This window comes from Deinococcus phoenicis, assembly GCF_000599865.1.
Classification (GTDB): domain Bacteria; phylum Deinococcota; class Deinococci; order Deinococcales; family Deinococcaceae; genus Deinococcus; species Deinococcus phoenicis.
Genome location: NZ_JHAC01000002.1, coordinates 1 through 20,722, shown reverse-complemented (window position 1 = coordinate 20,722; position 20,722 = coordinate 1). Strand labels below are relative to the sequence as shown.

General features: G+C 71.2%; 23 protein-coding genes. 9 read left to right on the top strand and 14 right to left on the bottom strand.

Features of this window, described 5'->3' with window-relative positions:
* Positions 1 to 66: 66 nt before the first annotated feature.
* Positions 67 to 1,551: a glycoside hydrolase family 36 protein gene (locus tag DEIPH_RS00380; protein ID WP_034352059.1), complete on the bottom strand. Its 1,485-nt coding sequence runs from the start codon at positions 1,549 to 1,551 to the stop codon at positions 67 to 69.
* A 99-nt stretch (positions 1,552 to 1,650) separates the two neighbouring features.
* Between DEIPH_RS00380 and DEIPH_RS00375 the strand changes: the two genes are divergently transcribed.
* Positions 1,651 to 1,869: a hypothetical protein gene (locus tag DEIPH_RS00375; RefSeq protein ID WP_034352055.1), complete on the top strand. Its 219-nt coding sequence runs from the start codon at positions 1,651 to 1,653 to the stop codon at positions 1,867 to 1,869.
* A gap of 74 nt (positions 1,870 to 1,943) precedes the next feature.
* On the opposite strand, the gene DEIPH_RS00370 is transcribed toward DEIPH_RS00375, so the two are convergent.
* Positions 1,944 to 2,276, bottom strand: a complete 333-nt coding sequence (locus tag DEIPH_RS00370; RefSeq protein ID WP_034352052.1) for an FKBP-type peptidyl-prolyl cis-trans isomerase — start codon at positions 2,274 to 2,276, stop codon at positions 1,944 to 1,946.
* 88 nt (positions 2,277 to 2,364) lie between these two features.
* On the opposite strand from DEIPH_RS00370, the gene lepB reads away from it, so the two are divergent.
* On the top strand, positions 2,365 to 2,973 hold the full coding sequence (gene lepB, locus DEIPH_RS00365; RefSeq protein WP_081790694.1) for a signal peptidase I: 609 nt from the start codon (positions 2,365 to 2,367) through the stop codon (positions 2,971 to 2,973).
* 10 nt (positions 2,974 to 2,983) lie between these two features.
* Here lepB and DEIPH_RS00360 read toward each other — a convergent pair whose 3' ends face one another.
* The 5 genes from DEIPH_RS00360 to DEIPH_RS00340 form a co-directional block, all read right to left on the bottom strand.
* A complete protein-coding gene (locus tag DEIPH_RS00360; protein ID WP_034352045.1) occupies positions 2,984 to 3,541 on the bottom strand; it encodes a DUF1684 domain-containing protein in 558 nt (185 codons plus the stop codon).
* Positions 3,538 to 3,753 (bottom strand): RNA-binding S4 domain-containing protein, encoded by a 216-nt coding sequence (locus DEIPH_RS00355; RefSeq protein WP_034352042.1) that lies wholly within the window; start codon positions 3,751 to 3,753, stop codon positions 3,538 to 3,540. The genes DEIPH_RS00360 and DEIPH_RS00355 overlap by 4 nt, the downstream gene beginning before the upstream one ends.
* Positions 3,754 to 3,885: 132 nt before the next feature.
* On the bottom strand, positions 3,886 to 4,422 hold the full coding sequence (locus DEIPH_RS00350; protein WP_034352038.1) for a hypothetical protein: 537 nt from the start codon (positions 4,420 to 4,422) through the stop codon (positions 3,886 to 3,888).
* Positions 4,419 to 5,126 (bottom strand): hypothetical protein, encoded by a 708-nt coding sequence (locus DEIPH_RS19515; protein ID WP_034352035.1) that lies wholly within the window; start codon positions 5,124 to 5,126, stop codon positions 4,419 to 4,421. The genes DEIPH_RS00350 and DEIPH_RS19515 overlap by 4 nt, the downstream gene beginning before the upstream one ends.
* Positions 5,123 to 6,109 (bottom strand): Ig domain-containing protein, encoded by a 987-nt coding sequence (locus tag DEIPH_RS00340; RefSeq protein ID WP_034352031.1) that lies wholly within the window; start codon positions 6,107 to 6,109, stop codon positions 5,123 to 5,125. Before DEIPH_RS00340 ends, DEIPH_RS19515 begins: the two co-directional genes overlap by 4 nt.
* A 103-nt stretch (positions 6,110 to 6,212) precedes the next feature.
* Here DEIPH_RS00340 and DEIPH_RS00335 point away from each other — a divergent pair, with 103 nt between their 5' ends.
* Entirely contained in the window at positions 6,213 to 9,131 is a 2,919-nt protein-coding gene (locus tag DEIPH_RS00335; RefSeq protein WP_034352028.1) for an insulinase family protein, read from the top strand.
* Positions 9,132 to 9,280: 149 nt separating this feature from the next.
* A complete protein-coding gene (locus DEIPH_RS00330) occupies positions 9,281 to 9,706 on the top strand; it encodes a hypothetical protein (protein ID WP_235183129.1) in 426 nt (141 codons plus the stop codon).
* An 81-nt stretch (positions 9,707 to 9,787) separates the two neighbouring features.
* Here the strand turns inward: DEIPH_RS00330 and DEIPH_RS00325 are convergent, their stop codons facing one another.
* Positions 9,788 to 10,228, bottom strand: coding sequence for a 23S rRNA (pseudouridine(1915)-N(3))-methyltransferase RlmH (locus DEIPH_RS00325; RefSeq protein WP_034352022.1), 441 nt, complete (start codon positions 10,226 to 10,228; stop codon positions 9,788 to 9,790).
* Positions 10,229 to 10,378: 150 nt separating this feature from the next.
* On the opposite strand from DEIPH_RS00325, the gene DEIPH_RS00320 reads away from it, so the two are divergent.
* The 5 genes from DEIPH_RS00320 (at position 10,379) to DEIPH_RS00300 (ending at position 14,201) form a co-directional block, all read left to right on the top strand.
* The gene (locus tag DEIPH_RS00320; protein WP_034352019.1) at positions 10,379 to 10,807 is read left to right on the top strand and encodes a hypothetical protein; all 429 of its coding nucleotides are present in this window, start codon (positions 10,379 to 10,381) and stop codon (positions 10,805 to 10,807) included.
* Positions 10,808 to 10,895: 88 nt separating this feature from the next.
* On the top strand, positions 10,896 to 11,129 hold the full coding sequence (locus DEIPH_RS00315) for a hypothetical protein (RefSeq protein ID WP_034352016.1): 234 nt from the start codon (positions 10,896 to 10,898) through the stop codon (positions 11,127 to 11,129).
* Between the two features lie 42 nt (positions 11,130 to 11,171).
* Entirely contained in the window at positions 11,172 to 12,014 is an 843-nt protein-coding gene (rsmI, locus tag DEIPH_RS00310) for a 16S rRNA (cytidine(1402)-2'-O)-methyltransferase (protein ID WP_034352013.1), read from the top strand.
* Between the two features lie 131 nt (positions 12,015 to 12,145).
* A complete protein-coding gene (pfkA, locus tag DEIPH_RS00305; RefSeq protein WP_034352010.1) occupies positions 12,146 to 13,156 on the top strand; it encodes a 6-phosphofructokinase in 1,011 nt (336 codons plus the stop codon).
* Between the two features lie 19 nt (positions 13,157 to 13,175).
* Positions 13,176 to 14,201, top strand: coding sequence for an endonuclease/exonuclease/phosphatase family protein (locus DEIPH_RS00300; protein ID WP_034352007.1), 1,026 nt, complete (start codon positions 13,176 to 13,178; stop codon positions 14,199 to 14,201).
* A gap of 54 nt (positions 14,202 to 14,255) precedes the next feature.
* On the opposite strand, the gene ftsZ is transcribed toward DEIPH_RS00300, so the two are convergent.
* The 6 genes from ftsZ to DEIPH_RS00270 form a co-directional block, all read right to left on the bottom strand.
* Positions 14,256 to 15,338: a cell division protein FtsZ gene (gene ftsZ, locus DEIPH_RS00295; protein ID WP_034352256.1), complete on the bottom strand. Its 1,083-nt coding sequence runs from the start codon at positions 15,336 to 15,338 to the stop codon at positions 14,256 to 14,258.
* A gap of 136 nt (positions 15,339 to 15,474) precedes the next feature.
* Positions 15,475 to 16,872: a cell division protein FtsA gene (ftsA, locus tag DEIPH_RS00290; protein ID WP_034352004.1), complete on the bottom strand. Its 1,398-nt coding sequence runs from the start codon at positions 16,870 to 16,872 to the stop codon at positions 15,475 to 15,477.
* Entirely contained in the window at positions 16,872 to 17,354 is a 483-nt protein-coding gene (locus DEIPH_RS20895) for a cell division protein FtsQ/DivIB (RefSeq protein WP_407636483.1), read from the bottom strand. Before DEIPH_RS20895 ends, ftsA begins: the two co-directional genes overlap by 1 nt.
* A 352-nt stretch (positions 17,355 to 17,706) precedes the next feature.
* Complete coding sequence (locus DEIPH_RS00280) at positions 17,707 to 18,594, bottom strand: UDP-N-acetylmuramate dehydrogenase (RefSeq protein ID WP_034351998.1); 888 nt, start codon at positions 18,592 to 18,594, stop codon at positions 17,707 to 17,709.
* On the bottom strand, positions 18,591 to 20,009 hold the full coding sequence (gene murC / locus DEIPH_RS00275; protein WP_034351994.1) for a UDP-N-acetylmuramate--L-alanine ligase: 1,419 nt from the start codon (positions 20,007 to 20,009) through the stop codon (positions 18,591 to 18,593). The genes DEIPH_RS00280 and murC overlap by 4 nt, the downstream gene beginning before the upstream one ends.
* 49 nt (positions 20,010 to 20,058) lie before the next feature.
* Positions 20,059 to 20,722: UDP-N-acetylglucosamine--N-acetylmuramyl-(pentapeptide) pyrophosphoryl-undecaprenol N-acetylglucosamine transferase (locus tag DEIPH_RS00270; RefSeq protein ID WP_034351991.1), on the bottom strand; the 664-nt coding region annotated here is incomplete at its 5' end.

Here is a 20,722-nt window from a genome sequence, read left to right as displayed (position 1 = left end):
GGTGGCGGAGGTGGAGCGCTTCCGGGTGTCGTTTCCCGGAAGGGCGGAACTGTAGCCGCCTGCCACTTAGGCGTCCCGCTCCCGGTAGCCGTGGGGCGGGACGCTGGCCATGGGCACGTCCAGCAGGTTGAAGGTGCCGCGCGTGAAGTGCGTGACCGCGCCGCCGAAGCTCTCAGTCAGGGTCCGTGGACGGTCGGGCCTGCTGACCCGCAGGCTGGCCCGCAACAGGTCCAGCCCCTCCGGGTCCAGCAGCGCCAGCGGGTCGCTGCTCGCGCGCAGGCCGCCCACCGTGTCCAGCAGGCCCAGCAGGGTGTGGCGTTCGGTCCGGCTGAGCAGGCTGAGTTCCCGCCGGGCGATCATCACGTCGGGGTCGGGCTGATACCAGGCGTGCTGGTACCAGCGCGAGAGGCTGGTGTGGACGGCGTTGCGCGCGCTCGGCCCGGAGGCGTCCCCCAGCCACAGGCGGCGGGATTCGTCGTCCCAGAGGGGGGCCACGTCCGGCCCGGTCCGCATGGCGTCCACCAGGCCGATGCTGGCGGCCAGCGGCGCGCCGCAGCCCAGCAGGAAGGCGTCCTCACCGGCTCCCTCCCGCAGCGCTGTCAACGCGTTCCGGTAGGCCTGCGCCCGGCCCACGCCGGGGTCGTGGCGCACGCCGGGCAGCGCTGCACCGTACAGAAAATCCAGCTTGAGGTACGGATAGCCCCACCCCCGCACCGTGGCCGTCAGGTTCCGCAGCCAGTCCAGCACCTCTGGGCGTGTGGTATCCAGCGCAAAATACGGCCCGCCCCAGTTGTGGCCGACCGGGAGGGGCCGCCCATCCTGGCCTCGCAGCATCCAGCCCGGGTGGTCGCGGAACAGCCGCGAGGTGGGCGAGGCGAGAAAGGGCGCGAGCCACAGCCCCGGCGTGAAGCCCAGGTCCCGGAGCCGCCCGGGCAGGTCGCGGGCATGGCCGCCGAAGTGCGCGCCCGGTTCCAGCCAGTCGCCCAGGTCGGCATGGAAGCCGTCGTCGAGCTGGAACACGTCGAAGGGGAGGTCCAGCCTGCGGGCCAGCCGCGCGTTGTCCACCACGGCGTCCAGCGTTACCTGCCGGTAATACGCGTACCAGGAACACCAGACCCGCAGCGGCGCGGGCGTCCGGGCGTTCATCCGGCGGCCCAGTTCTGCGCTCAGGCGCTCGACGGTGCCGATCACGTCGGGCGTTTCCTTCCAGGCGACCTCCACGGGTGGCCCCTCGGGCGTGCAGGTCACGCGCACGGCATCACCCTCCGCGCGGGCTTCCCAGTGGGTGAAGGTGTGCGCGGCGTCCAGCGCGCAGCCCACCCAGCCGCCCCCATCCGGGCGAATCAGGGCGATCAGGGTATGGCTGCGCCACACGCCCGCCTCGCCGCTGGGCAAAAAGGCCGGGTCGTGCCCCTGCTGATGGCGCCAGGGCATCAGCGGCACCGACGGACGGTCCGTCAGGGGGCGCAGTTCCGCCTCACTCCACGACTGGTAGCCGCTCACCAGCACGCGCAGGTCGGCGGGTGGGCGGTCCAGCGTCCACTCGGTCACGCTTCAGCCTCCCACATCTGGCCCGTGCAGGCTGCGCCGTGAACTTCACTTCACGCCCGGCACATGCGCCCCGGCCCGGCTGCGCCTACGCTGCCTGCCATGACCGGACGCCGCGACGAAGAACAGACGGATGTGCCGCTGCCCCAGCGCAGCACCGATTCCGAGAGTGCCACCCAGCCGACCTTTCCCACACCGCAGCAGCAGCGGGTGGTGCAGGACAGCCCCGGCACACCGGGCGTAGAGCTGGAAGGCGGCAGCCTGCTGGACGACCAGGGCAACTACAAGCGCGACGACAATCTGGTGGACCCCCTCGACTGAGGGATGAACGGAGCAAGGCGAGCGCCCCACAACGATGTGTGTGGGGCGCTCGCCTCAGATGGGGTTGCCGGACTTCAGCGGACGTCCATCAGTTCCACGTCGAAGACCAGGGTGGCGTTGGGCGGAATCACGCCGGGCACACCCGCTGCCCCGTAGGCGAGGTGGCCGGGAATGGTCAGACGTGCCTTGTCGCCCACCCGCAACTGCGCGATGCCCTGATCCCAGCCGGGAATCACGTAGCCCACGCCCAGCGGAAACTCGATGGGTTCGCCCCGGTCACGGCTGGAGTCGAACTTCTGCCCGTTTTCCAGCGTGCCGGTGTAATGCACGCGCACCATCTTGCCCGCCTGGGCGGGCGTGCCGTTGCCCTCGTGGTACTTGTCGACGACCAATTCCTGTCCAGTCATGCGGCCCAGCGTAAACCCGCCCTCCGCTGTTCCCCCAGAATCTGAAGCCCCGGTGAAGGTCGCCTGAGTTGTCGGGGCGGCTGCTACCATACGCCGCGTGACGCTCCCACCCACCGCTCACCGCCGCGACCCTGGCGGGTTCCGGGCTTTCTGGCGGGTCTGGGTGCTGGGGGCGCTGCTCCCGGTCTGGCTGGTCACGACCTTCGGGGCGACCCTCGCCCGGGTGGACGGGAACAGCATGAATCCCACCCTGCACAGCGGTGACCTGCTGCTGCTGCTGAAATATCCGCGCTGGCTGCGCGCCTGGGGCCTGCCTACGTCTTACCCCCGCCGGGGCGACCTGCTGATCTTCAAGGCCCCGGCGGACAGCCCGTACAGCTACGAGACGCTGCTGGGTGTGCGGCACCGGCCCTACAACGTCAAGCGTGTGCTGGCCCTCCCCGGCGACACGGTCGCCATCGTGGGGGGGCGCGTCACCGTGAACGGGCGACCTCTGGCCGAGAGCTACGTGAATGACGGCGTGCTGAGCGACCAGCCGCCCCAGCGCGTTCCGCCCGGCAGGGTCTGGGTGCAGGGCGACAACCGCTTGGTGGGCGAAAGCCTGGATTCACGTGCCTACGGTCCGGTGGACCTGCGTGACGCCGCCGGTCCCGCCAACGTGCGGTTGTGGCCGAATCCGGGACGGGTGGGCGGCTGAGGAAAAACGGTTACGCTTCCGGCAACCGTTCGCCCGCCCGCACCGGCCCCTCCAGCCAGTTCTCGCGCGGCGGCAGGGGACAGGTCCAGCCCTCGCCATACGCGCAGTAGGGGTGATAGGCGAGGTTGAAGTCGAGCTGCACGGCCAGGCCCTCCGGCGTCTGCGTCAGCGGCGCGTCGAGGTAGCGCCCCGCCCCATAGGTTTCCGTCCCGCCCGTCGCGTCGCGGAAGGGGACGAAGACGCGCGCCGGGGCCTCGTCGCCGGGAGGGGCATACAGGGTGAGGGTCTGCGGCCCACCCGGAAGATCGACCGTCGCCGTGCCGAAGCGGGCCATCACGCGCGTCTCGCCGCTGTTCGTGCCCAGGGGAACTTCCGCGCCGTCCGCCCGCTCGACCGGGACCGTGAACGCCCAGGCCACGTCGGGCGGGTAGTAGCTCAGGCCCCGAAAACGGGTCAGCGTCTCTCCCGACAGCGGCCCGCGTCCCGCCGCGAAGTGGTCGTCCTTGCGCCGCCGGAAGTCGAGGAGGGCCTCTGCGTGGCCTGCGTCTGTGTGGCCCGCGCCGCTCACCAGTCCACTTCCAGGCGCTCGCCCGCGTATTCCACCACGTCACCCCGCCGCAGCTTCTTGCGCCGCCGCGTCTCCACCACGCCGTTGAGCCGCACCTCGCCGCCCTGCACCCGGAACTTCGCCTCACCGCCCGTCTCGACCAGCCCGCGCAGCTTCAGGAAGTCTTGCAGGTCGATGGTGTCGCGCTCGGCGGGCTGTTCGGGAGGGGTCATGGGTACAGGGTAGCGCCTGGAGTGCCGACAGCGCTGTCTGAGGGTCGAACACGTCTGACCGTCCAACAGCCTGGGGGAAGTGTCCCCCGCAGCGTCAGACCGTTTGACCGTTGGACCGGGCCGCAGGCCCCCTCAGGGCCGGTACTGCGTGCTGAACAGGCGCAGGTCGGCATCGTCCACCCGGCGGTCCTGATTGAGGTCCCCGACGGTCACGCCGGTCTTGCCGTAGTTGTTCATCAGCAGGGCCAGGTCGGTCAGGTCGATCCGGCCGTCGCCGTTCAGGTCTGCGCCGCTGAGGCGCACGCGGGCGGCGGCGGTCGTCCATTCCTTCAGCCCGAGTTCCTGGGCGAGGGCGTCGCGGACCGCCTGCACCAGCGGCACCGGCCCCTGCGGATTGAACTCGATGCGGCGCTCACCCCCCACGTTGAGGGTCCGGGCCACCACATCCGGGCTGAAGGGCACGGCGGTGGCCCCGCTGCCGCCCAGGGTCAGCACGGGGCCGCCGCTGGTGTCCAGCGTGAGCGGCGTCTCCTTGGTGCTGATCGCCGCCAGCGCCGCCTGCACGGCCCGGGTGAGGTCCGCCCCCTGGGGACGGAACTTGACGGTGGCCCCCTGCGCGCCGCCTAGCAGGAGGGTGAAGGCCAGTAGCAGCCCCGTCCGGCGCTTCATTTCGCCTCCCGTGCCGCACGCAGCACGTCGCGGAACTTCGCCGGGTCCGTCAGGGGATTGTCCGGGGTCGGGGCGGGGGCTGGGCTGGTCGCAGTGGCGGGTGTCGTGGTGGCGGTGGCCGCGCTGGTGCCGGGGGCCGGGGTGGGGGCCGTGGGGCCGGTCGTCGGAACGGGGGTGGCGGTGCCTGGAGTGGACGAACCTGGAGTGGGCGTCGCCGGGGTGGGAGGCGTCGTGGAGTTGGGCAGCGCGGGGCTGGCCGTCGCGCCTGTCGCCGTGCCAGTGCTGGTGCCGGCGGTCTCACCCAGGCGTGTTACCTTCCCGTTTTCAACCGGGTAGAGGCCCTGGTTGAAGCCCACGATGGGGCTGTCCAGTCGCTGGCTGTACAGCAGCAGAAAGGCTTCCTGTCCCGTGCGGAGCTGCGGCAGACCTTCCACACCGCTCAGCAGATACAGCACGGGCTGACCGTCGCGCTGCGGCAGACTGGCGGCGTCTCCGGCAATGGTTTCGGTGATGGTCAGCGGATACACCAGCCACGAGACTTCCCCTTCTTTCACGGTGCTGGACGTGCCGAGTTTGGCCCGCACGATCACGTCCGCCTTTTTCGCCTGCTGCGCGAGCGTGAGGGTGGGCGCGGTCGTCGCCTGGGCCGTCAGCGCGGCGGTGCCCAGGGCCAGCGCCGCCAGCAGAGTGCTGCCCCGCCTCACGAAGGGCCTCCAGGGGTGGACGGGGCCGGTGTGACGGGGGTCGGGGCAGCCGGGGTGCCCGGATTCGCCGGGTCGGTCGGGGACGTGGCCGGCGTGCCTGTGCCCGGCGTCGTTTCCGGCGCAGTGGAGGGAGCCGGCGGCGTTGTGGTGGGGGTGCCCGCAGGCGTCGCAGGTGTGGCCGGGGTCGCGGCTGGAGTCGGGGTCGCCGCAGGCGTGCTGGGCGCGGCGTTGGCGGGCGCTGCCGGCGCGGGCGGCTTGACCAGCTCGGGCAACTTCACCTCCGCGAGCATCTTGCCTTCGCCGTCACGGGCCTCGAAGGCGAAGCGGGCCGCGTCGAGGGTGACCACCCGCTGGGGTTTCAGGCTGACCAGCGCCACGCGCGCCCCCGAACGCGGCACGGCCTTGAAGCCCACGTCCACCGTCAGGGTGCGCCCCGCCTGTTTCCAGAACAGCACGCCCCCCGCGTCGGCGGGCTGCACGCGCGTGACGGCCACGCCTTCCGGCAGGTCCCAGGTCACCCGCGCGGCCCGCACCGTCCGGGGGGCGGTGATGTTCAGCGGAATCCGCGTCTCACCGCGCAGCTCGCCGGCAGGCAGTTGCGGTTTCAGGGCCAGCGGCGGCAGCTCGTTCACGTTCAGCGTGTACTCCTGCACCTTGCTGCTGAGATTCGCGTCGGACGCCTCCAGCGTGAACCTGTAGGTGCCCGCCCGGGTGGGGGTGCCGATCACATGCAGGTTGCGCAGGCTGAGGCCGGGGGGCAGGTCCCCCGACGTGACCCGTACGCCGTACGGCCCCGCGCCGCCCGCGACCGTCACGGCCGCGTCGTAGGGTTCCGCGAGGTAGCCGACGGGCATGGTCGTCGTCGTGAAATACAGGGCGTCCTTGACACTGGTCGTGCCGCTGGTGCTGGCAGGATTGCTGCCGCAGGAGACGAGCAGCACGGAGGCGGCCAGCAGCGCCCCTCCGGGAAAGGCTTGTCGCATACCCGGCAGTCTAGCGGCCTCTCATGAGGGAGGCAGCCCTTAGCGGGTGGCCCGGGGGGAGAGCACCCAAAGTGGCTGGCCCCCCGGCGCTAGACTCCCTCCCATGACCACCACCGAACGCCTCCCCGCCCTGCCCGCCGCCGGCGAGCGGCTGGGCCGTTACACCGTCGAGCGCGTGGAAGACCTGCCGGAGATGCAGGGCACGCTGGTGCTGTTGCGCCACGACCTCGGCGCGCGGCACGCGCACGTCGCCCGCAACGACGACAACCTCGCCTTCGGCGTAACCTTTCCGACCGTTCCGCAGGACAGCACGGGTGTGGCGCACATCCTCGAACACGTCGTGCTGATGGGCAGCCAGAAATATCCGGTGGCCGACCCCTTCTTCGCGATGATTCCGCGCTCGCTGAACACCTTCATGAACGCGATGACGGCGAGCGACTGGACCACCTACCCCTTTTCCACCCGCAACGAGAAGGACTTCTACAACCTGCTGGGCGTGTACCTCGACGCGGCCTTCTTTCCCCTCCTGCGCTACGAGAGCTTCCGCCAGGACGGCCACCGCTTCGAGTTCGAGACGCCCGACGATCCCTCCACGCCCCTCAAGCTCCAGGGCGTCGTCTACAACGAGATGAAGGGCGGCATGGCCTCGCCCGGTTCGGTGATGTGGCGGGCATTCGGCAAGGCGCTGTATCCGGACCTCACCTACGCCAACAACAGCGGCGGCTCGCCCGAGGACATCCCCAACCTCACCTATGAGGGGCTGCGGGCCTTTCACGCGGCGCACTACCACCCCAGCAACGCCTTTTTCTACACCTACGGCAACCTCGACCTGACCCGCGTGCTGGAGGAGATCGGGGCGCAGGTGATGTCCAGGTTCGGCCCGCAGACGCTGGACGTGAGCATCCCCGACCAGCCGGACTTCGCGGAACCCCGCCGGGTGGACGTGACCTACCCCGGCAGCGACGTGGAGCGCGGCGGGCAGGTCAGCGTGGCCTGGAAGCTGGGCCACACCACCGACCCCGACGGGCACCTGCGCTGGAGCGTGCTGAGTGACGTGCTGCTGGGAAATCCCGCCGCGCCCCTCACCCGGCCCCTGATCGAGTCGGGGATCGGCAGCGCGCTGGCCGACCTCTCCGGCTACCGCGACGACTTCCGCGAGGGCGCCTTCGCGGCGGGCCTCAAGGGGCTGAGCGCAGGCAAGGCGGCGGAGGTGCAGGCGCTGGTGCTGGACACGCTGGCGGCCATCGCCGAAGGCGGCATCGACCCCGAGCTGATCGAGAGCAGCCTGCACCAGTTCGAGATCGGCCAGCGCGAGGTGTCCAACAGCGGCTACCCCTACGGCCTGCAAATGATGTTCCGCCTGCTGGGGCCGTGGCTCTACGGCGGCGACCCGGTGACGGGCCTGCGCCTGGACGCCGAACTGGAGCGCCTGCGCGCCGACCTGGAGGCCGGGCCGGTCTTCGAGCCGATGATCCGGACGGAGCTGCTGGACAACCCCCACCGCGTCACGCTGGTGCTGGCCCCCGACCCCGACCTCGCCGCGCGGACCGAGCAGGCCGAGCGCGAACTGGTGGAGCGCCTGAGCGCAGACTTCACCGACGAGGACCGCGCCCGCATCGTCCGCGAGAGCCTGCAACTCCAGTCCCTCCAGGGGCAGGAGAGCAGCCCCGACGTGCTGCCCACCCTGACCCTGGCCGACGTGCCCCCGACCGTCCAGCGCGTGCCCTACACCACCGAGGAGGCGGGCCGCGCGCTGATCGGCCGCGTGCCCCAGCCCACCGGGGGCCTGACGTATCTGGACGTCCAGGTGAGGCTGCCCGTCCTTCCCGCCGACCTGCTGGACACGCTGCCGCTGTACGCCTACGCCGTCACCCGCAGCGGCGCGGCCGGACAGGATTCCCGGGCGCTGGCCCGCCGTATCGAGGCCGTGACGGGCGGCGTGAGTGCGAGCGTCGGCGTGGGCGGGAAGCCCGACGACCTGGACACCCTGCGCCTGTCCCTGACCTTCAGCGGCAAGGCGCTGGCCCGCAACGGCGAGGCGCTGGTGGGCGTGCTGCACGACCTGATCAAAGCGCCCGAGTTCACCCGCGAGCGGCTGGAGCAACTGCTCAAGCAGCGCCTGGCGGGCCTCAAGGCCAGCGTGGTGAACGCCGGAAACGCCTACGCCGAGCGTCTGGCCGCCGCACAGGTCAGCCCCGCTGGGTTTGTAGAGGAACACTTCAGTGGCCTGAGCGCCCTGGACTACCTCAAGAGCATCGTGGAGGGCGACGAGTTGGACGCCCTGCTGGAGCGCCTGAACCGGGTCCGCGAGCTGCTCTTGCAGGGGCGGCCCCTGCTGTGCCTCACCGCGACCGAGGACGACCTGAGCCTCGATCTCACGCCGGTCACGCGCGAGTTTACCGGGGACGCGCCGGTCGGCCATCCCAACCCCGGCATCCTCGCGGGCGGCCCGCAGGCCCGCATCACCGACTCGCCGGTCGCCTTCAACGCGGTCGCCTTCCGCACCGTGCCCTACACGCACGCCGACAGCCCGGCGCTGCTGGTGCTTTCCCGCCTGCTCCGCAGCGAGTACCTGCTCAAGGAAATCCGCGAGAAGGGCGGTGCATACGGCGGCGGCGCGGCCTTCGATGCCCGCGCGGGCGTGTTCAGCCTCAGCTCCTACCGCGACCCGCACATCACGCGCACCTACGAGGTCTTCCGCGCCGTCCGCTCGTTCCTCGACACGGAACTCGGCGAGCGCGAGCTGACCGAGGCCATCCTGGGGGCCAGCAAGACCCTCGATCCCCTCACCAGCCCCGACACGGCGGGCCGCCTGCGCTTCTACGGCGATCAGGCCGGGTACACACCCGAGGTGCAGGAGGCGTACAAGGCCCGGCTTCTGAAAGTCACACTGGACGACCTCAAGCGCGTCACCGACACCTGGCTGACCGAAGGCCGCGCCGGGTACGCCCTCGTTGCGGGGCGCGATCCGAACGCCGAGACGGAGGCGCTGGGGCTGCGGTTCGAGGTGCAGGCGATCTAGATCGTGGGGCGTGGGTTGGAGGAGAAAAAGAGGGGTGGGCGGCTTGGGAAGCGTCTCCCACCCTGTCTTTTCCCACAGGCCACACCCTGCAACCCCTCACATGAGTGCTTTCACATCTCCCTCGCATGACGCTTGCCGACACTCTGAGCATGAAGCGACTTGGGACAGTCCTGCTGCTGGCGGCCCTGATGGGCGGCGCAGCAGGGGCGGAGCGGTTCGGCGTGCAGGCTGGGGTGACGGCGGGTGGCGGGAATCTGGGCCTGCATGCGGGCGCCTACGGCCGGGTGGCGGGCTTCGGCCCCGTACAGACCGAAGTGCGCGGCACCCTGGAGACCTCGCTGCGGGGGCAAGGTGGCTTGTGGGTAGGCGCGGACGCGCTGCTGAGCGTGAATCTGCTTCTGCTGCGGCCCTATGCGGGCGTGGGCGTCACGGTGCCGCTCGGCTCCGTCAGCAGCACGTCCCTGCACACCACCCTGGGCGCACGCTTCGGCCTGCCCGGCCCCCTCGACGGCTTTGCTGAGGGCAACTTCGGGCGGCAGAACGTGTACCGGGCGGGGGTGCTGTTCCGGTTCTGAGGGTCTGCCAGTGGCAGGAGAGAAAAGAGGGGTGGGCGGCGCGGCGTGCGTCTCCCACCTTCCTCTTTTCCCACAGCCCACTCACCCCCGGTGATACGGTTCCCCCGCGCTGATGGTCGCCGCGCGGTACAGCGCTTCGAGCAGCACGATCATGGCGAGGTCGTGCGGCAGCGTGAGCTGGCCGAGGCTCCAGAGCCGGTGCGCCCTGGACCGCAGGTCGTCCGTGTGCCCCTCTGGGCCGCCGATGGCGAAGCCGAGTTCGCCGGTGCCGCCGAGGGCCTGGGCGTCCAGATAGGCGCTGAGATTCTCGCTGCTGAACTGGCCGCCGCGTGGGTCGAGCAGGACCAGCGGGGTGCGCCCCGCCGCCCTCGCCACCGCTTCGGATTCCTGCGCCTGCGTTTTGCCGGCCACGCGCGTCACCTGCACCTTGTGATAACGCCGCAGCCGTTTCTCGTACTCGTCCCACCCGGTGCGGGCATAGGCGAGTTTCGGTTCGCCGACGGTGATCAGGTGCAGGCGCATGGGAGGGAGGATAGAGGGTAAGGGCTGTGGGAAAAAGCCGGGTGGGAGGCGGAGGGGGCGTCTCCCACCCGGCTTTTCTTGCCTGCACCTTCCATCCTACAGCCCACACGCTAAACTGTTCCCCATGCTCGCCTTCCTGCCGGAGCTACGGTGAATTACGCGGCGACGCTGGCGGTGCTGGTGGTGCTGGCCTTCTGCTTTCCGCTGACGGTGCGGCTGGGCGTGCAGCTCGGGGTGCCGGAGGTCTACAGCGCGTCGGTGCTGGGGGCGCTGCTGACCTTTGCGCTGGCCACCTATCTGGTGCGCTGGCAGGTCAACCGCCACCGGGCCACGCTGGCACGCCTGGAAGCGGCGCGGGCGCAGATCGTGGCCGACCCGGAAAATCCCCGCGCGTACTTCGTGGGCGGCGAACACCTCGGGACGATCCTGCTGCGGCTGGACCGGCGGCGCGAGGCGTCGGAGGTCATCGACCGCTACGCCCGGCTGGGGGGTGCCCGCGAGAGCGAGATCGTGGCGCTGCGTGAAGCCCTCTCCAGTGCGGAGCGGCGGCAGCGTCATGCCCAGGGACGGGAAGCGTGAGCCGGAGCAGGGTGAACCGGCGGTCCGGATCCCCCCGGCGCGCCTCCCCGGCAGCGGCGCGTGGCGTTGGGCATAGAGTGGGGGGCATATGAGGGCCTACAAGGGCATCGTGGAGGACGGCGTGGTCGTGCTGATCGGGGCGCGGCTTCCCGAGGGGACGGTCGTGACCGTGACGGTCGGTGAGGCCGAACTGCTGCGCGCACGCATCACCAGCGCCCTGAATCGCCCCCGCAAGGTCCGCATTCGCCTCAAGCCCACACCGGGCCTGGTGGCCGAGGCGGTGCCCGCCCTGGGCGGGCTGGGCAATGGGGGCAATGATTAGGAGCGGACGGGTGGCTGAGCACTGGTCCGGCGGAGGGCGTCCGTGACCGCCGGGCCTGCCTCCCCGCACGTCTGGCTGGTCCCGACCCCGGTGGGCAATCTGGGCGATATCACCCTCCGGGCGGTGGAGGTGCTGCGCGTGGCGGACGCCGTCGCCTGCGAGGACACGCGGCGCACGGGCCTGCTGCTGGCGCATCTGGGCATCAGCCGTCCGCTGGTGCGTCTGGACGCGCACACCATGCACCGGGCGCCGCAGGTGCTGGAGCAGCACCCCCGCCTGGCCTACGTCAGCGACGCGGGCACGCCGGGCATCAGTGACCCCGGCGCGGAGCTGGTGCGGGCGGCGGTGGCCGCCGACATCCCGGTGGAGGTGCTGCCGGGCGCCACCGCCTTTGTTCCGGCGCTGGTGCTGTCGGGCCTGCCGAATGCCCGCTTCACCTTCGAGGGCTTTCTGCCCCGGTCGGGCCGCGAGCGCAAGGAGCGCCTTGCCGCCGTCGCCGCCCGCCCCGAGACGACCGTGCTGTACGAGAGTCCGCACCGCCTCGCCGCCACCCTCACCGATCTCGCCGGAGTCTGCGGCGAGACGAGGGAAGCCAGCGTCACGCGCGAACTCTCCAAGAAGTTCGAGGAGACGGCCCGGGGAACACTCACCGGCCTCGCCGCCCGCTTCGGGGCTGGGGTGCGCGGCGAGATCGTGGTGGTCGTCGCGGGCCGCGCGGTGGGCGAGGCTGTCCCCGGCGAGGAGGAACCCGACTATGCGGCCCTGGCGCAGACCTGGGCGGGCGAGGGCCGGGGCGCGCGGGAAATCCGGGAATTGCTGACCGCCCGGGGTTTGCGTAAGAATGACGCTTATGCGTTGGCCCTTCAGGTCACGCAGGACGCCTGATCCGGATTCCGTCCAGTTCCCGAACTTCGTCCCGGTTCCTGCTCGCCGCCGCTCGGCGTTGAAGCCCCCCGCGAGAGCGTTCCAGCGGAACCCGCCTGGCCCTCCAAGCCCTCTGCCCGAGGAGTTTCCCCGTGACCGATATCCCCCACCTGACCGAACACCCCAACCCCGCCGGGATCAAGCGCCTGGCCGTCCTGACCAGCGGCGGCGACGCGCCCGGCATGAACGCCGCCATCCGCGCGGTCGTCCGCACCGCGACCCATCAGGGGGTCGAGGTCGTGGGCGTGCGCCGGGGGTTTTCCGGCCTGCACCGAGGCGACCTGCGGTTGATCGGGCCACGCGACGTGGCCAACACCATCCAGCGCGGCGGCACGGTTCTCCTGACCGCCCGTTCGCACACCTGGCGCACCCCTGAGGGCCGCGCGAAAGGCGCGCAGTACCTCCGCGAGTGGGGGGTGGACGGCCTGATCGTGATCGGCGGCGACGGCAGCTTTCACGGCGCGCACCTCCTGCAACAGGAACACGGCATTCCGGTGGTGGGCATTCCCGGCACCATCGACAACGACCTGTACGGCACCGACCACACCATCGGGTACTTCACGGCGGTCGAGACGGCGCTGGACGCGGTGGACAAGCTGCGCGACACCGGGGCCAGCCACGAGCGCATCTTCGTGATCGAGGTGATGGGCCGCCACGCCGGGCACATCGCCCTGGAGGTGGCCGTGGCTGGGGGGGCCGAGGAAGTCTTCATCCCCGAGGACCCCAAGCCCGTGGACGGCGTCGTGCAGATCGTGAAGGACAGCGTGGCGAAGGGCAAGGCCAGCTCCATCATCATCGTGGCCGAGGGCTATCCGGGCGGCGCGCTGGGCGTGGCCGGGGCCATCGAGGCCGGGACCGGGCTGGAAACGCGCGTCAGCATCCTGGGCCACATCCAGCGCGGCGGCTCGCCGGTCAGCAGTGACCGTGTGCTGGCGAGCCGTTTGGGTGAGGCCGCCGTGTACGCCCTGATGGACGGCCGCAGTGACGTGATGGTCGGGCGAACCAACGGCGAGATCAGCCTCACGCCCCTGCCGGAAACCTGGGACCGCCGCAAGGACGTGAGCCGCGACCTGTACAGCTGCGCCAAGACCTTGAGCGTGTAGGCGGCCGCGCCCTCCCCGGATGCGCCGCCTGCCCGCCCTCTCGCTCGCCTTTGCCCTCCTGGCCCTCGCCTGGGGCCTGCTGGCCCGCGCCCGCTCGGAGACGTGGTGGTGGGTGGCGGGCCTGGACAGTGTGCCCCCGCAACTCCTGCTCCCCGTGCCGCTGGGGCTGGCCTGGGCGGCCCTGAGGCGAAAGCGGTGGGGCTGGGCGGCGTGGAACATCGCGGCAGCCCTGGTCTTCACGGTCTTGCAGGTCGGCTTCGTGCTGCCCCGTGTGCCTCCGGGAAAGGGAGCGAACGGGATTTCCCTGCGCGTGCTGTCTCTGAATGCGGACTTCGCGGGTGCGGACCCGCTGCGGCTGGCCGCCCTTGCCCGGCGCGAGCGGGCAGACCTCCTGACCCTTCAGGAAGCCCTGGACCATGACCGGCAGGCGGGCTACGAGACGCGGGTGCGGGCGGCCTTTCCTGGCTGGACCCTCACCCGGCACGACGAGCTGCTGACGCTCTCCCGGCGGCCCGTCCTGAAGTCGCGGGCCTTGACCTTTCCGCATTCGCCGCACGCGGTTCTCGTGACGACCGTGCGGGTCGCCGGGCAGACGGTGACGGTGGTCAACACCCACCTTCCCACGCTGGGCCTCCTGCCCGGTGCCAGTGATACCCGGCTGCGGCGTTCCCTGCCGCAGCGGGTGGCCCGCCGGCTCGCGGCGCGGCGCGACTTCGTGGGGGTGGTCCAGGGCGTCCTGCGAACGGCGCCCGGCCCCGTGATCCTGGCGGGCGACCTGAACGCCCCGCCGCGCGGTGAACTGCACCGGCGGCTGCGTGCCCTCGGCCTGACCGACGCCTTTCCGGCCGTCGGGGTGGGCTTCGGCTTCACGCACCACGCCCGCTTCGGGCATTCGCGCATTGACTTTCTCTGGACGGCCGGAGCCGCCGCCGAACGGTCCACCCCGCTCCCCGACGTGCTGAGCGACCACCGCGCCCTGCTGACCGAGTTGCGGCTCCCCACTCCCGGAAAGGTGTCAGCACCCGGAAAAGTCCCAGCGCCCTGAAAGGCGGGAGGGGCCGCGAGCAGCTGCCCCGACCCCTCTTATCCCCTGTGGTTGTTACTCGCGCCCGACGTTTCTTAGGAAGGCGGGAATGTCGTAGTCCTTGGGGTCGTAGCTGCTGCCCTGGCCGCGCACGGGCCGCACGATGGTGTCGATGCTGGTGCCCCGGCTGCCCGGCTTGCCCAGGCTCAGCCCGGTCGGGAAGGTGCCCTCGCCAAAGCCGGTGGCGATCACGGTCACGCGCACCTCGTCCCCGGCGGCCTCGTCGGGCGTGATGCCGAAGAGGATGTCGGGGTCCTCGAAGCCGGTGGCCTCGCGGATCTTTTCCACGATCTCGTTGGCGTCGGTCATCGAGAGGTCGTAGCCGCCCGTCACGTTGATCAGGATGCGGCGGGCACCCTCGATGCCGCGTTCGAGCAGCGGGGAGTGGATCGCGCTCATGGCGGCTTCTTCGGCCACCTTCTCGCCCCGGCCCGCGCCGATGCCCATCAGCACCGTGCCCGAGTTGGAGAGCATGTTGCGCACGTCCGCAAAGTCGAGGTTGATCATGCCTTCCACGTTGATCACGTCGCTGATGCCCTTGACGCCGTAGTACAGCACGCGGTCGGCGATCAGGAACGCCTCACGGAAGGAGACCTTCTTGTCCACGGCGGTCAGCAACTTCTCGTTGTTCACCACGATCATGCCGTCCACGCGCTCGGTGAGCTTATTGATGCCCTCTTCAGCCACGCGCTGGCGCTTGGGTCCCTCGAACTTGAAGGGCCGGGTCACGATGGCGACCGTCAGAATGCCCATCTCGCGGGCGATCTCGGCCACGACCGGCGCGCTGCCGGTGCCGGTGCCGCCGCCCATGCCCGCCGTGATGAACAGCATGTCGGTGCCGTCCAGGTACTCCTTGATCCGCTCGCGGTCCTCCAGGGCGGCCTTTTCACCCACCTCGGGGTCCGCCCCGGCGCCCAGGCCGCGCGTCAGGCGGTCCCCGAGCTGAATGCGGACCTCGGCGTGGCTCTTGGCGAGCACCTGCGCGTCGGTGTTCCCGGCGACGAACTCGACGCCCTCGAGTCCCGATTCGATCATGCGGTTCACGGCATTGTTCCCCGCCCCACCCAAGCCAATCACGCGAATTCTGGCCGCTTGCATCATGTCTCCTTAGGAAGCGGCCTGCCTCTGGTGGCGGCCACTGTCATGCGCTGTAGTTTAACCGAGTTCAAGGCCAGGACCTGCCGGAACTGGCCGGGAAGAGGGGAGAAGGCCGTGGCCTTGACCGCCCGTTCCCTCACAGCCAGTCTTTGAAGATGCCGCGCACGCGGTCCATGAAGCTGCTGCCCTTGTCGTCCTTGTCCTTTTTGGGAGCGGCTACGGCAGGTGTGACCACCGTGACCTCGGGCTGGCCGCCCTGGCCTGCGCTGCCCTGTGCTCCGCCGCTCTGTGTCCCGCCCTGGGGCGCGCTGCCCTTGCCGCCGGTCGTGGCCGGTGTGGGGGCGGGTGCCGCTTCCGGCTCGTCGCGGAAGACCGAGAGGGGCACCTTGCCGTCCTGCCCGATGCCGTACAGCACCAGGCCGACCCCGGTCGAGTGCGCGGGGCCGCTCACGATGTCGGTCAGGCCGCCGATACCGCGCGGACGGCCCAGCCGCACCGGCAGCCGGAAGCGGTCGCGGGCGAGTTCGGGGATGCCGCGCAGCAGGCTCGCGCCGCCGGTCAGCACCACGCCCTGCGCCACCAGTTCCACCGGCCCGAGGGCCTGGTCGATCTCGTCGCGGACCAGGCCGAAAATCTCGGAGAGGCGCGGCTTGATGATGCGCGAGAGTTCGAAGGCGCTGATGGCGTGGGTGCTGCCGTTCGCGCTGGTGATCTCCAACGTGAGGTCGGGGTCGGCCAGTTCGGGCACCGCCGCGCCGTACTTGCGCTTGACGTTCTCGGCCTCCTCGTGCGGAATCTTGAGGATCTGCGCGAGGTCGGCCGTGACGTGTTCGCCGCCGATGGGAATGCAGGCCGAGTGCGCCAGATTCCCGCGCTTGAACACGCCCACGTCGGTGGTGCCGCCGCCCATGTCGATCACGATGACCGTCTGCGACTGCTCGGCGGCTTCCAGCGTGGCGAGGCCCGAGGCCAGGGCCTGGAGCACGAAGCCCTCGACCTTCAGCCCCGCCTCCTGCACGCAGCGGCGCAGGTTCAGCAGCGGCCCGGCGGTCCCGGCCACGATATGCACGTCCACTTCCAGCCGCACGCCGTGCATCCCGACCGGGTTCTTGATGCCTTCCTGGCCGTCCACGACGTATTCCTGCGGCAGCGTGTGGATGATCTCCAGGTTGGGGTCCAGCGGCACGGCCCGCGCGTTCTCGATGGCGCGGTCCACGTCCGCCTGGGTGATTTCCTGATTGCGCCGGATCGCGGCCAGACCGTGGCTGGTGATGGCCTTGGCGTGGTTGCCCGCGACCGACACGAACACGCTGCCGACCCGCACGCCGCTGACGCGCTCGGCGTTCTGCACCGACTGGCGGATGGCGTGGGTGGCGCGCTCCAGATTCACGACGGCGCCGCGCTTCATGCCCTCGCTGGGCACGCTGCCTTCACCGATGATGTCGACGGTCCCGTTCGGCGCGACCTCGCCGATGACGGTGGTGATTTTGGTGGTGCCGATATCCAGCCCCACGATGATCGGGTTGTCCTTCATTACTGGACGCTCACCCCCCAGGGGTAGATGTGGATTTGCTTGCTGGGAAATTGCACGATGGCCCCAGCATACTTCAGCAGATTCTTGAGGTCGCCGCTCCAGACCGTCCCGCCCGCCGTTTTCGCCGTGATGCCGGAAGGCGTATAGGCGACCGACTGGACATTGTACTGCCCCAGGGCGCGCGCGACGAACAGGGCGTCGCGCAGCCGGTCCGGTCCCCAGCCGCTCAGCAGCGGCAGCGTGTCCGGCAGGCGCGCGCCGGGCAGCACCGTCCCGTCCTCGGCCAGGGCCACCACGCTCCCGTCGGGGCGCTGCCAGCGCGCGAACGGCACGCGCTCCACCACCCGCACGTCCACCGCGTCCGGGAAGCGCCGCGTGACCACCGCCGACTGCACCCAGGGGCTGTGCGCGAGGCCCTGCGCCCGCCACGCGCCGTAGTACGGCCACGAGAAGCCCGGCGTCAGCCCCGCCAGTTGCCGCACCTGCGCCTCCGGGAGCTGGTGGTTGCCCCCGATAGTCACGCTGCGGACCGGCAACGCGAACCAGCTCGCGGCCAGCAACCCGGCCACCAGCACGGCCCCCAGGCTCCACCACAGCCGGCGGCGGTTGATCCGGGACCGCCGGCCCCGGGGGAGGGGGGGCGCGCCCTCCGGGGAAACTTCGGGGGCCGGGACCTCGGGGGAGAGGTCGGGGGAGACGGGGGTGGGTTCCGGCGCGGGAGGAACGGCAGTGATCCGGCGGTTCCTGACGCGCGGCTCAGGGTCGGTCATGGGGCCTATCCTGTCATCAAATCGGGCGCAGCGGGAGAGAGCGGCCAGGCCGCCCGGGTTCCCCTCAGTCCTGCCCGGGCCACAGTTCGTATTCCAGTTCCAGCGGCACGCCGACGCGCTCCCGGATCAACCGCAGCAGGGCGTGCACGTCCGCGCTGCTGGCCCCGCCCAGGTTCACGATGAAGTTGGCGTGTTCGGGGGCGATCATGGCATTCCCGACGCGGGTGCCCTTCAGCCCGGCCTCGTCGATCAGTCGGCCCGCCGAGACGCCGCCGGGATTCTTGAAGGCGCACCCCGGCGTCTTCATCTTGGGCTGGCCCTTGCGCGCGACGTCGGCAAAGTCCATCTTGGCCAGCACCGCCTCCGGCGCGGCGCGGCGCAGCTTCAGGCGCACGCGCGAGACCACGTGGCCCCGGGGAATGCCGCTCTGACGGTAGCCCCAGCTCAGCTGTGCGGGCGTGACCTGCCGCCTTCCCTCCGGGGTCACGATCTCCAGGGTGTGCAGGCCGTCGAACATCTCGCCGAAGCGGGTGCCCGCGTTCATCCAGACCGCGCCGCCGACCTGGGCGGGAATGCCGACCGTGCCTTCCAGGTTGGACAGCCCCAGCTTTTGCAGCTTGCGAATCAATCCGGGGAGGGGCACGCCGCCGCCCACCCAGCCGGTCACGACCGTTTCGGCGTCGCTGAGGGCGGGGTCGGGCGTCAGGTCGGCCACCGCCAGCGGGCCGGTCAGGCGCAAAACCCGCTCGGGCACGCCCTCGTCGGCGATGACGAGGTTGCTGCCGCCGCCCAGGATGCGGTACGGGGCCTCCAGCGCCTCCGCGAGCTGCTCCGCGTGGCCGACGAACCACACCTCGGCCTCGCCGCCCACGCCCAGGGTGGTGAAGCGGGCCAGGGGCAGGCGCTCCACCCGCGCCCCCGTGCGGCTGACGGTCCCGGGGAGGGCGGTCACGCGCTCACTCCGGCCAGTTCGCGCGAAAGCTTCCACACGTCGCCCGCACCCATCGTCACGATGATGTCGCCCGCGCCGGCCGTCTCGCGCAGGTAGCGCACGACCTCCGCGCGGTCGGGCAGGTAGCGCACGCCCGCGTGCCCGTTTTGCACCATGCGGCCACTCACCAGCGTGGCGTGAATGCCGGGAATGGGCGTCTCGGAGGCGGCGGCGATGTCCAGCAGCAGCACCTCGTCGGCGGCCATCAGTGCGTCGGCGAGGCGGGGCCAGGACTGCTGGGTGCGCAGGTAGCGGTGGGGCTGGAAGACCACCCGCACCCGGCGGCCGGTCTGCCGCGCGGCCTGCACCGCCGCCGCGACCTTGGTGGCGTTGTGGGCATAGTCGTCGATGACCAGGGCGCCGTTCAGTTCCCCGATGCGCTGCCAGCGGCGGCCCGGCCCCCGGAAAGCGGCCAGCGCGGCGGCGGCGGCCCCGAAGTTCCCGCCGTACAGGTCGGTCACGGCCAGGGCCGCCAGCGCATTGAGCACGTTGTGGGTGCCCGGCAGGCCCACGCGGGCCTCGCCCAGCGGCTCCCCCCGCTTCAGCACGGTGAAGGTCGTGCCGTCCGCGTCGGGGCGCAGGTTCACCGCGCGGTAGTCGGCCCCCTCCGACTGGCCGTAGCTCAGGCGTTCGGGTGCCCCGGCGCACAGCGCCTCCAGCCCCGGCCAGTCGGCGCAGAACAGCACCCGCCGCGCCTGGCCCACGAAGCGCGCGAAGCCCGCGTGCTGCTCCTCGACCGTCTCCCAGTAGGTCGCCTGGTTGCCGCCCACGTGGTCGTCCTCGGCGTTCGTGAAGACGGCGGTCTCGCAGTGCAGGGCCGCGAAGGCCCGGTCGGACTCGTCCACCTCGGCCACGAAAGGCCCGCTGCCGACGCGCGCGTTGCTGCCGAACTCGGGCACGATGCCGCCCACGAAGGCCGCCGGGTCCAGCCCCGCGCCCTGCATGGCGACCGCGATCATCGAGGTGGTGGTGGTCTTGCCGTGCGTGCCGATCACGCCGACCGAGGGCGAGGCGCGCAGCAGTTCGTCCAGCAGGGTCATGCGGGGCCGGACCTCCACCCCGGCGGCCCGCGCGGCGGCCAGTTCGGGGTGGTCCTTGGGCACCGCCTCGGAGGCGATCAGCACGTCCACGCCCACCACGTGCGCGGCGTCATGGCCGACCGCGACTGCGATCCCTTCCCGTTCCAGCTGCTCGGTGAGTTCGGAGGTCTGGGCGTCGCACCCGCTGACCCGCACGCCCCGCGCCGCGAGCAGCCGCGCGAAGGCGCTCACGCCGATGCCGCCGATGCCCATCAGGTGGTAGTGCGGCGGCGGGGACGGCGGGCAGGAGGACGGCGGGGCCGGGGAAGCGGGGGAGGGGGGAGGGGAATCAGTCATGGTGGAAGGGGTCCGGGGGCACGCGCGCTCGGCGGAACAAGGCCCGCCCTCAGCGCAGGTGCCGCTCCACGAGGTCCGCGAAACGGCCCGCCGCCCCGGCGGGCGAGCGCGAGCAGGCCGCCTCCCGCATCGCGGCGCGCGTGCCAGGCACCGCACACTCTAGCACCGCCCCGCCCAGCTTCCCGGCCAGATCGGCCTGCTCGACCACCCGCCCCGCCCCGGCCTCCTGCACGCTGAGCGCGTTGTGGAACTGGTGGTTTTCCGCCGACTCGGGCAGCGGCACCATCACCAGCGGGATGCCGTGGAAGGCCGCCTCGGCCAGCGTGCCCGTCCCCGCGCGGGTGATCGCCAGGTCGGAGGCCGACCACGCCGCCACCGCGTCGGTGTACCCGACCGGCCTGTACCAGGGCAGGTCCGCGACACGCGGGGCCACCTCCTCCAGCCAGCGCGGCCCGGTGGAGTGGAGCACCTGCACCGGCCCCTCCGGCGAGCGCCCTTCCGGTCCAAAAATCTCGCGCAGGATGTCGGGCACGGCGTTGTTCAGGGCCAGCGACCCCTGCGAGCCGCCCATGATCAAGAGGGTCAGCGGGCCGTCCCGCAGGCCCAGCCGCGCCAGGGCTTCCGCGCGGGGCAGGCGCTGTTCACGCACGGGCATGCCGACCATCGTCGCCTTGCTTTCGGGCAGGCCGATGACTTTCGGGTAGGCCGTCCCC

What these genes read in the sequence shown, in the direction of transcription:
- DEIPH_RS00330 (WP_235183129.1), top strand. Translation starts at nt 9,281, where the DNA reads ATGAAGCGACTTGGGACAGTCCTGCTGCTGGCGGCCCTGATGGGCGGC.
- ftsA (WP_034352004.1), bottom strand. Translation starts at nt 16,872, where the DNA reads ATGAAGGACAACCCGATCATCGTGGGGCTGGATATCGGCACCACCAAA.
- DEIPH_RS00335 (WP_034352028.1), top strand. Translation starts at nt 6,213, where the DNA reads ATGACCACCACCGAACGCCTCCCCGCCCTGCCCGCCGCCGGCGAGCGG.
- DEIPH_RS00340 (WP_034352031.1), bottom strand. Translation starts at nt 6,109, where the DNA reads ATGCGACAAGCCTTTCCCGGAGGGGCGCTGCTGGCCGCCTCCGTGCTG.
- DEIPH_RS00350 (WP_034352038.1), bottom strand. Translation starts at nt 4,422, where the DNA reads ATGAAGCGCCGGACGGGGCTGCTACTGGCCTTCACCCTCCTGCTAGGC.
- DEIPH_RS00315 (WP_034352016.1), top strand. Translation starts at nt 10,896, where the DNA reads ATGAGGGCCTACAAGGGCATCGTGGAGGACGGCGTGGTCGTGCTGATC.
- DEIPH_RS00375 (WP_034352055.1), top strand. Translation starts at nt 1,651, where the DNA reads ATGACCGGACGCCGCGACGAAGAACAGACGGATGTGCCGCTGCCCCAG.
- DEIPH_RS00300 (WP_034352007.1), top strand. Translation starts at nt 13,176, where the DNA reads ATGCGCCGCCTGCCCGCCCTCTCGCTCGCCTTTGCCCTCCTGGCCCTC.
- ftsZ (WP_034352256.1), bottom strand. Translation starts at nt 15,338, where the DNA reads ATGCAAGCGGCCAGAATTCGCGTGATTGGCTTGGGTGGGGCGGGGAAC.
- DEIPH_RS00370 (WP_034352052.1), bottom strand. Translation starts at nt 2,276, where the DNA reads ATGACTGGACAGGAATTGGTCGTCGACAAGTACCACGAGGGCAACGGC.
- DEIPH_RS00325 (WP_034352022.1), bottom strand. Translation starts at nt 10,228, where the DNA reads ATGCGCCTGCACCTGATCACCGTCGGCGAACCGAAACTCGCCTATGCC.
- DEIPH_RS00355 (WP_034352042.1), bottom strand. Translation starts at nt 3,753, where the DNA reads ATGACCCCTCCCGAACAGCCCGCCGAGCGCGACACCATCGACCTGCAA.
- murC (WP_034351994.1), bottom strand. Translation starts at nt 20,009, where the DNA reads ATGACTGATTCCCCTCCCCCCTCCCCCGCTTCCCCGGCCCCGCCGTCC.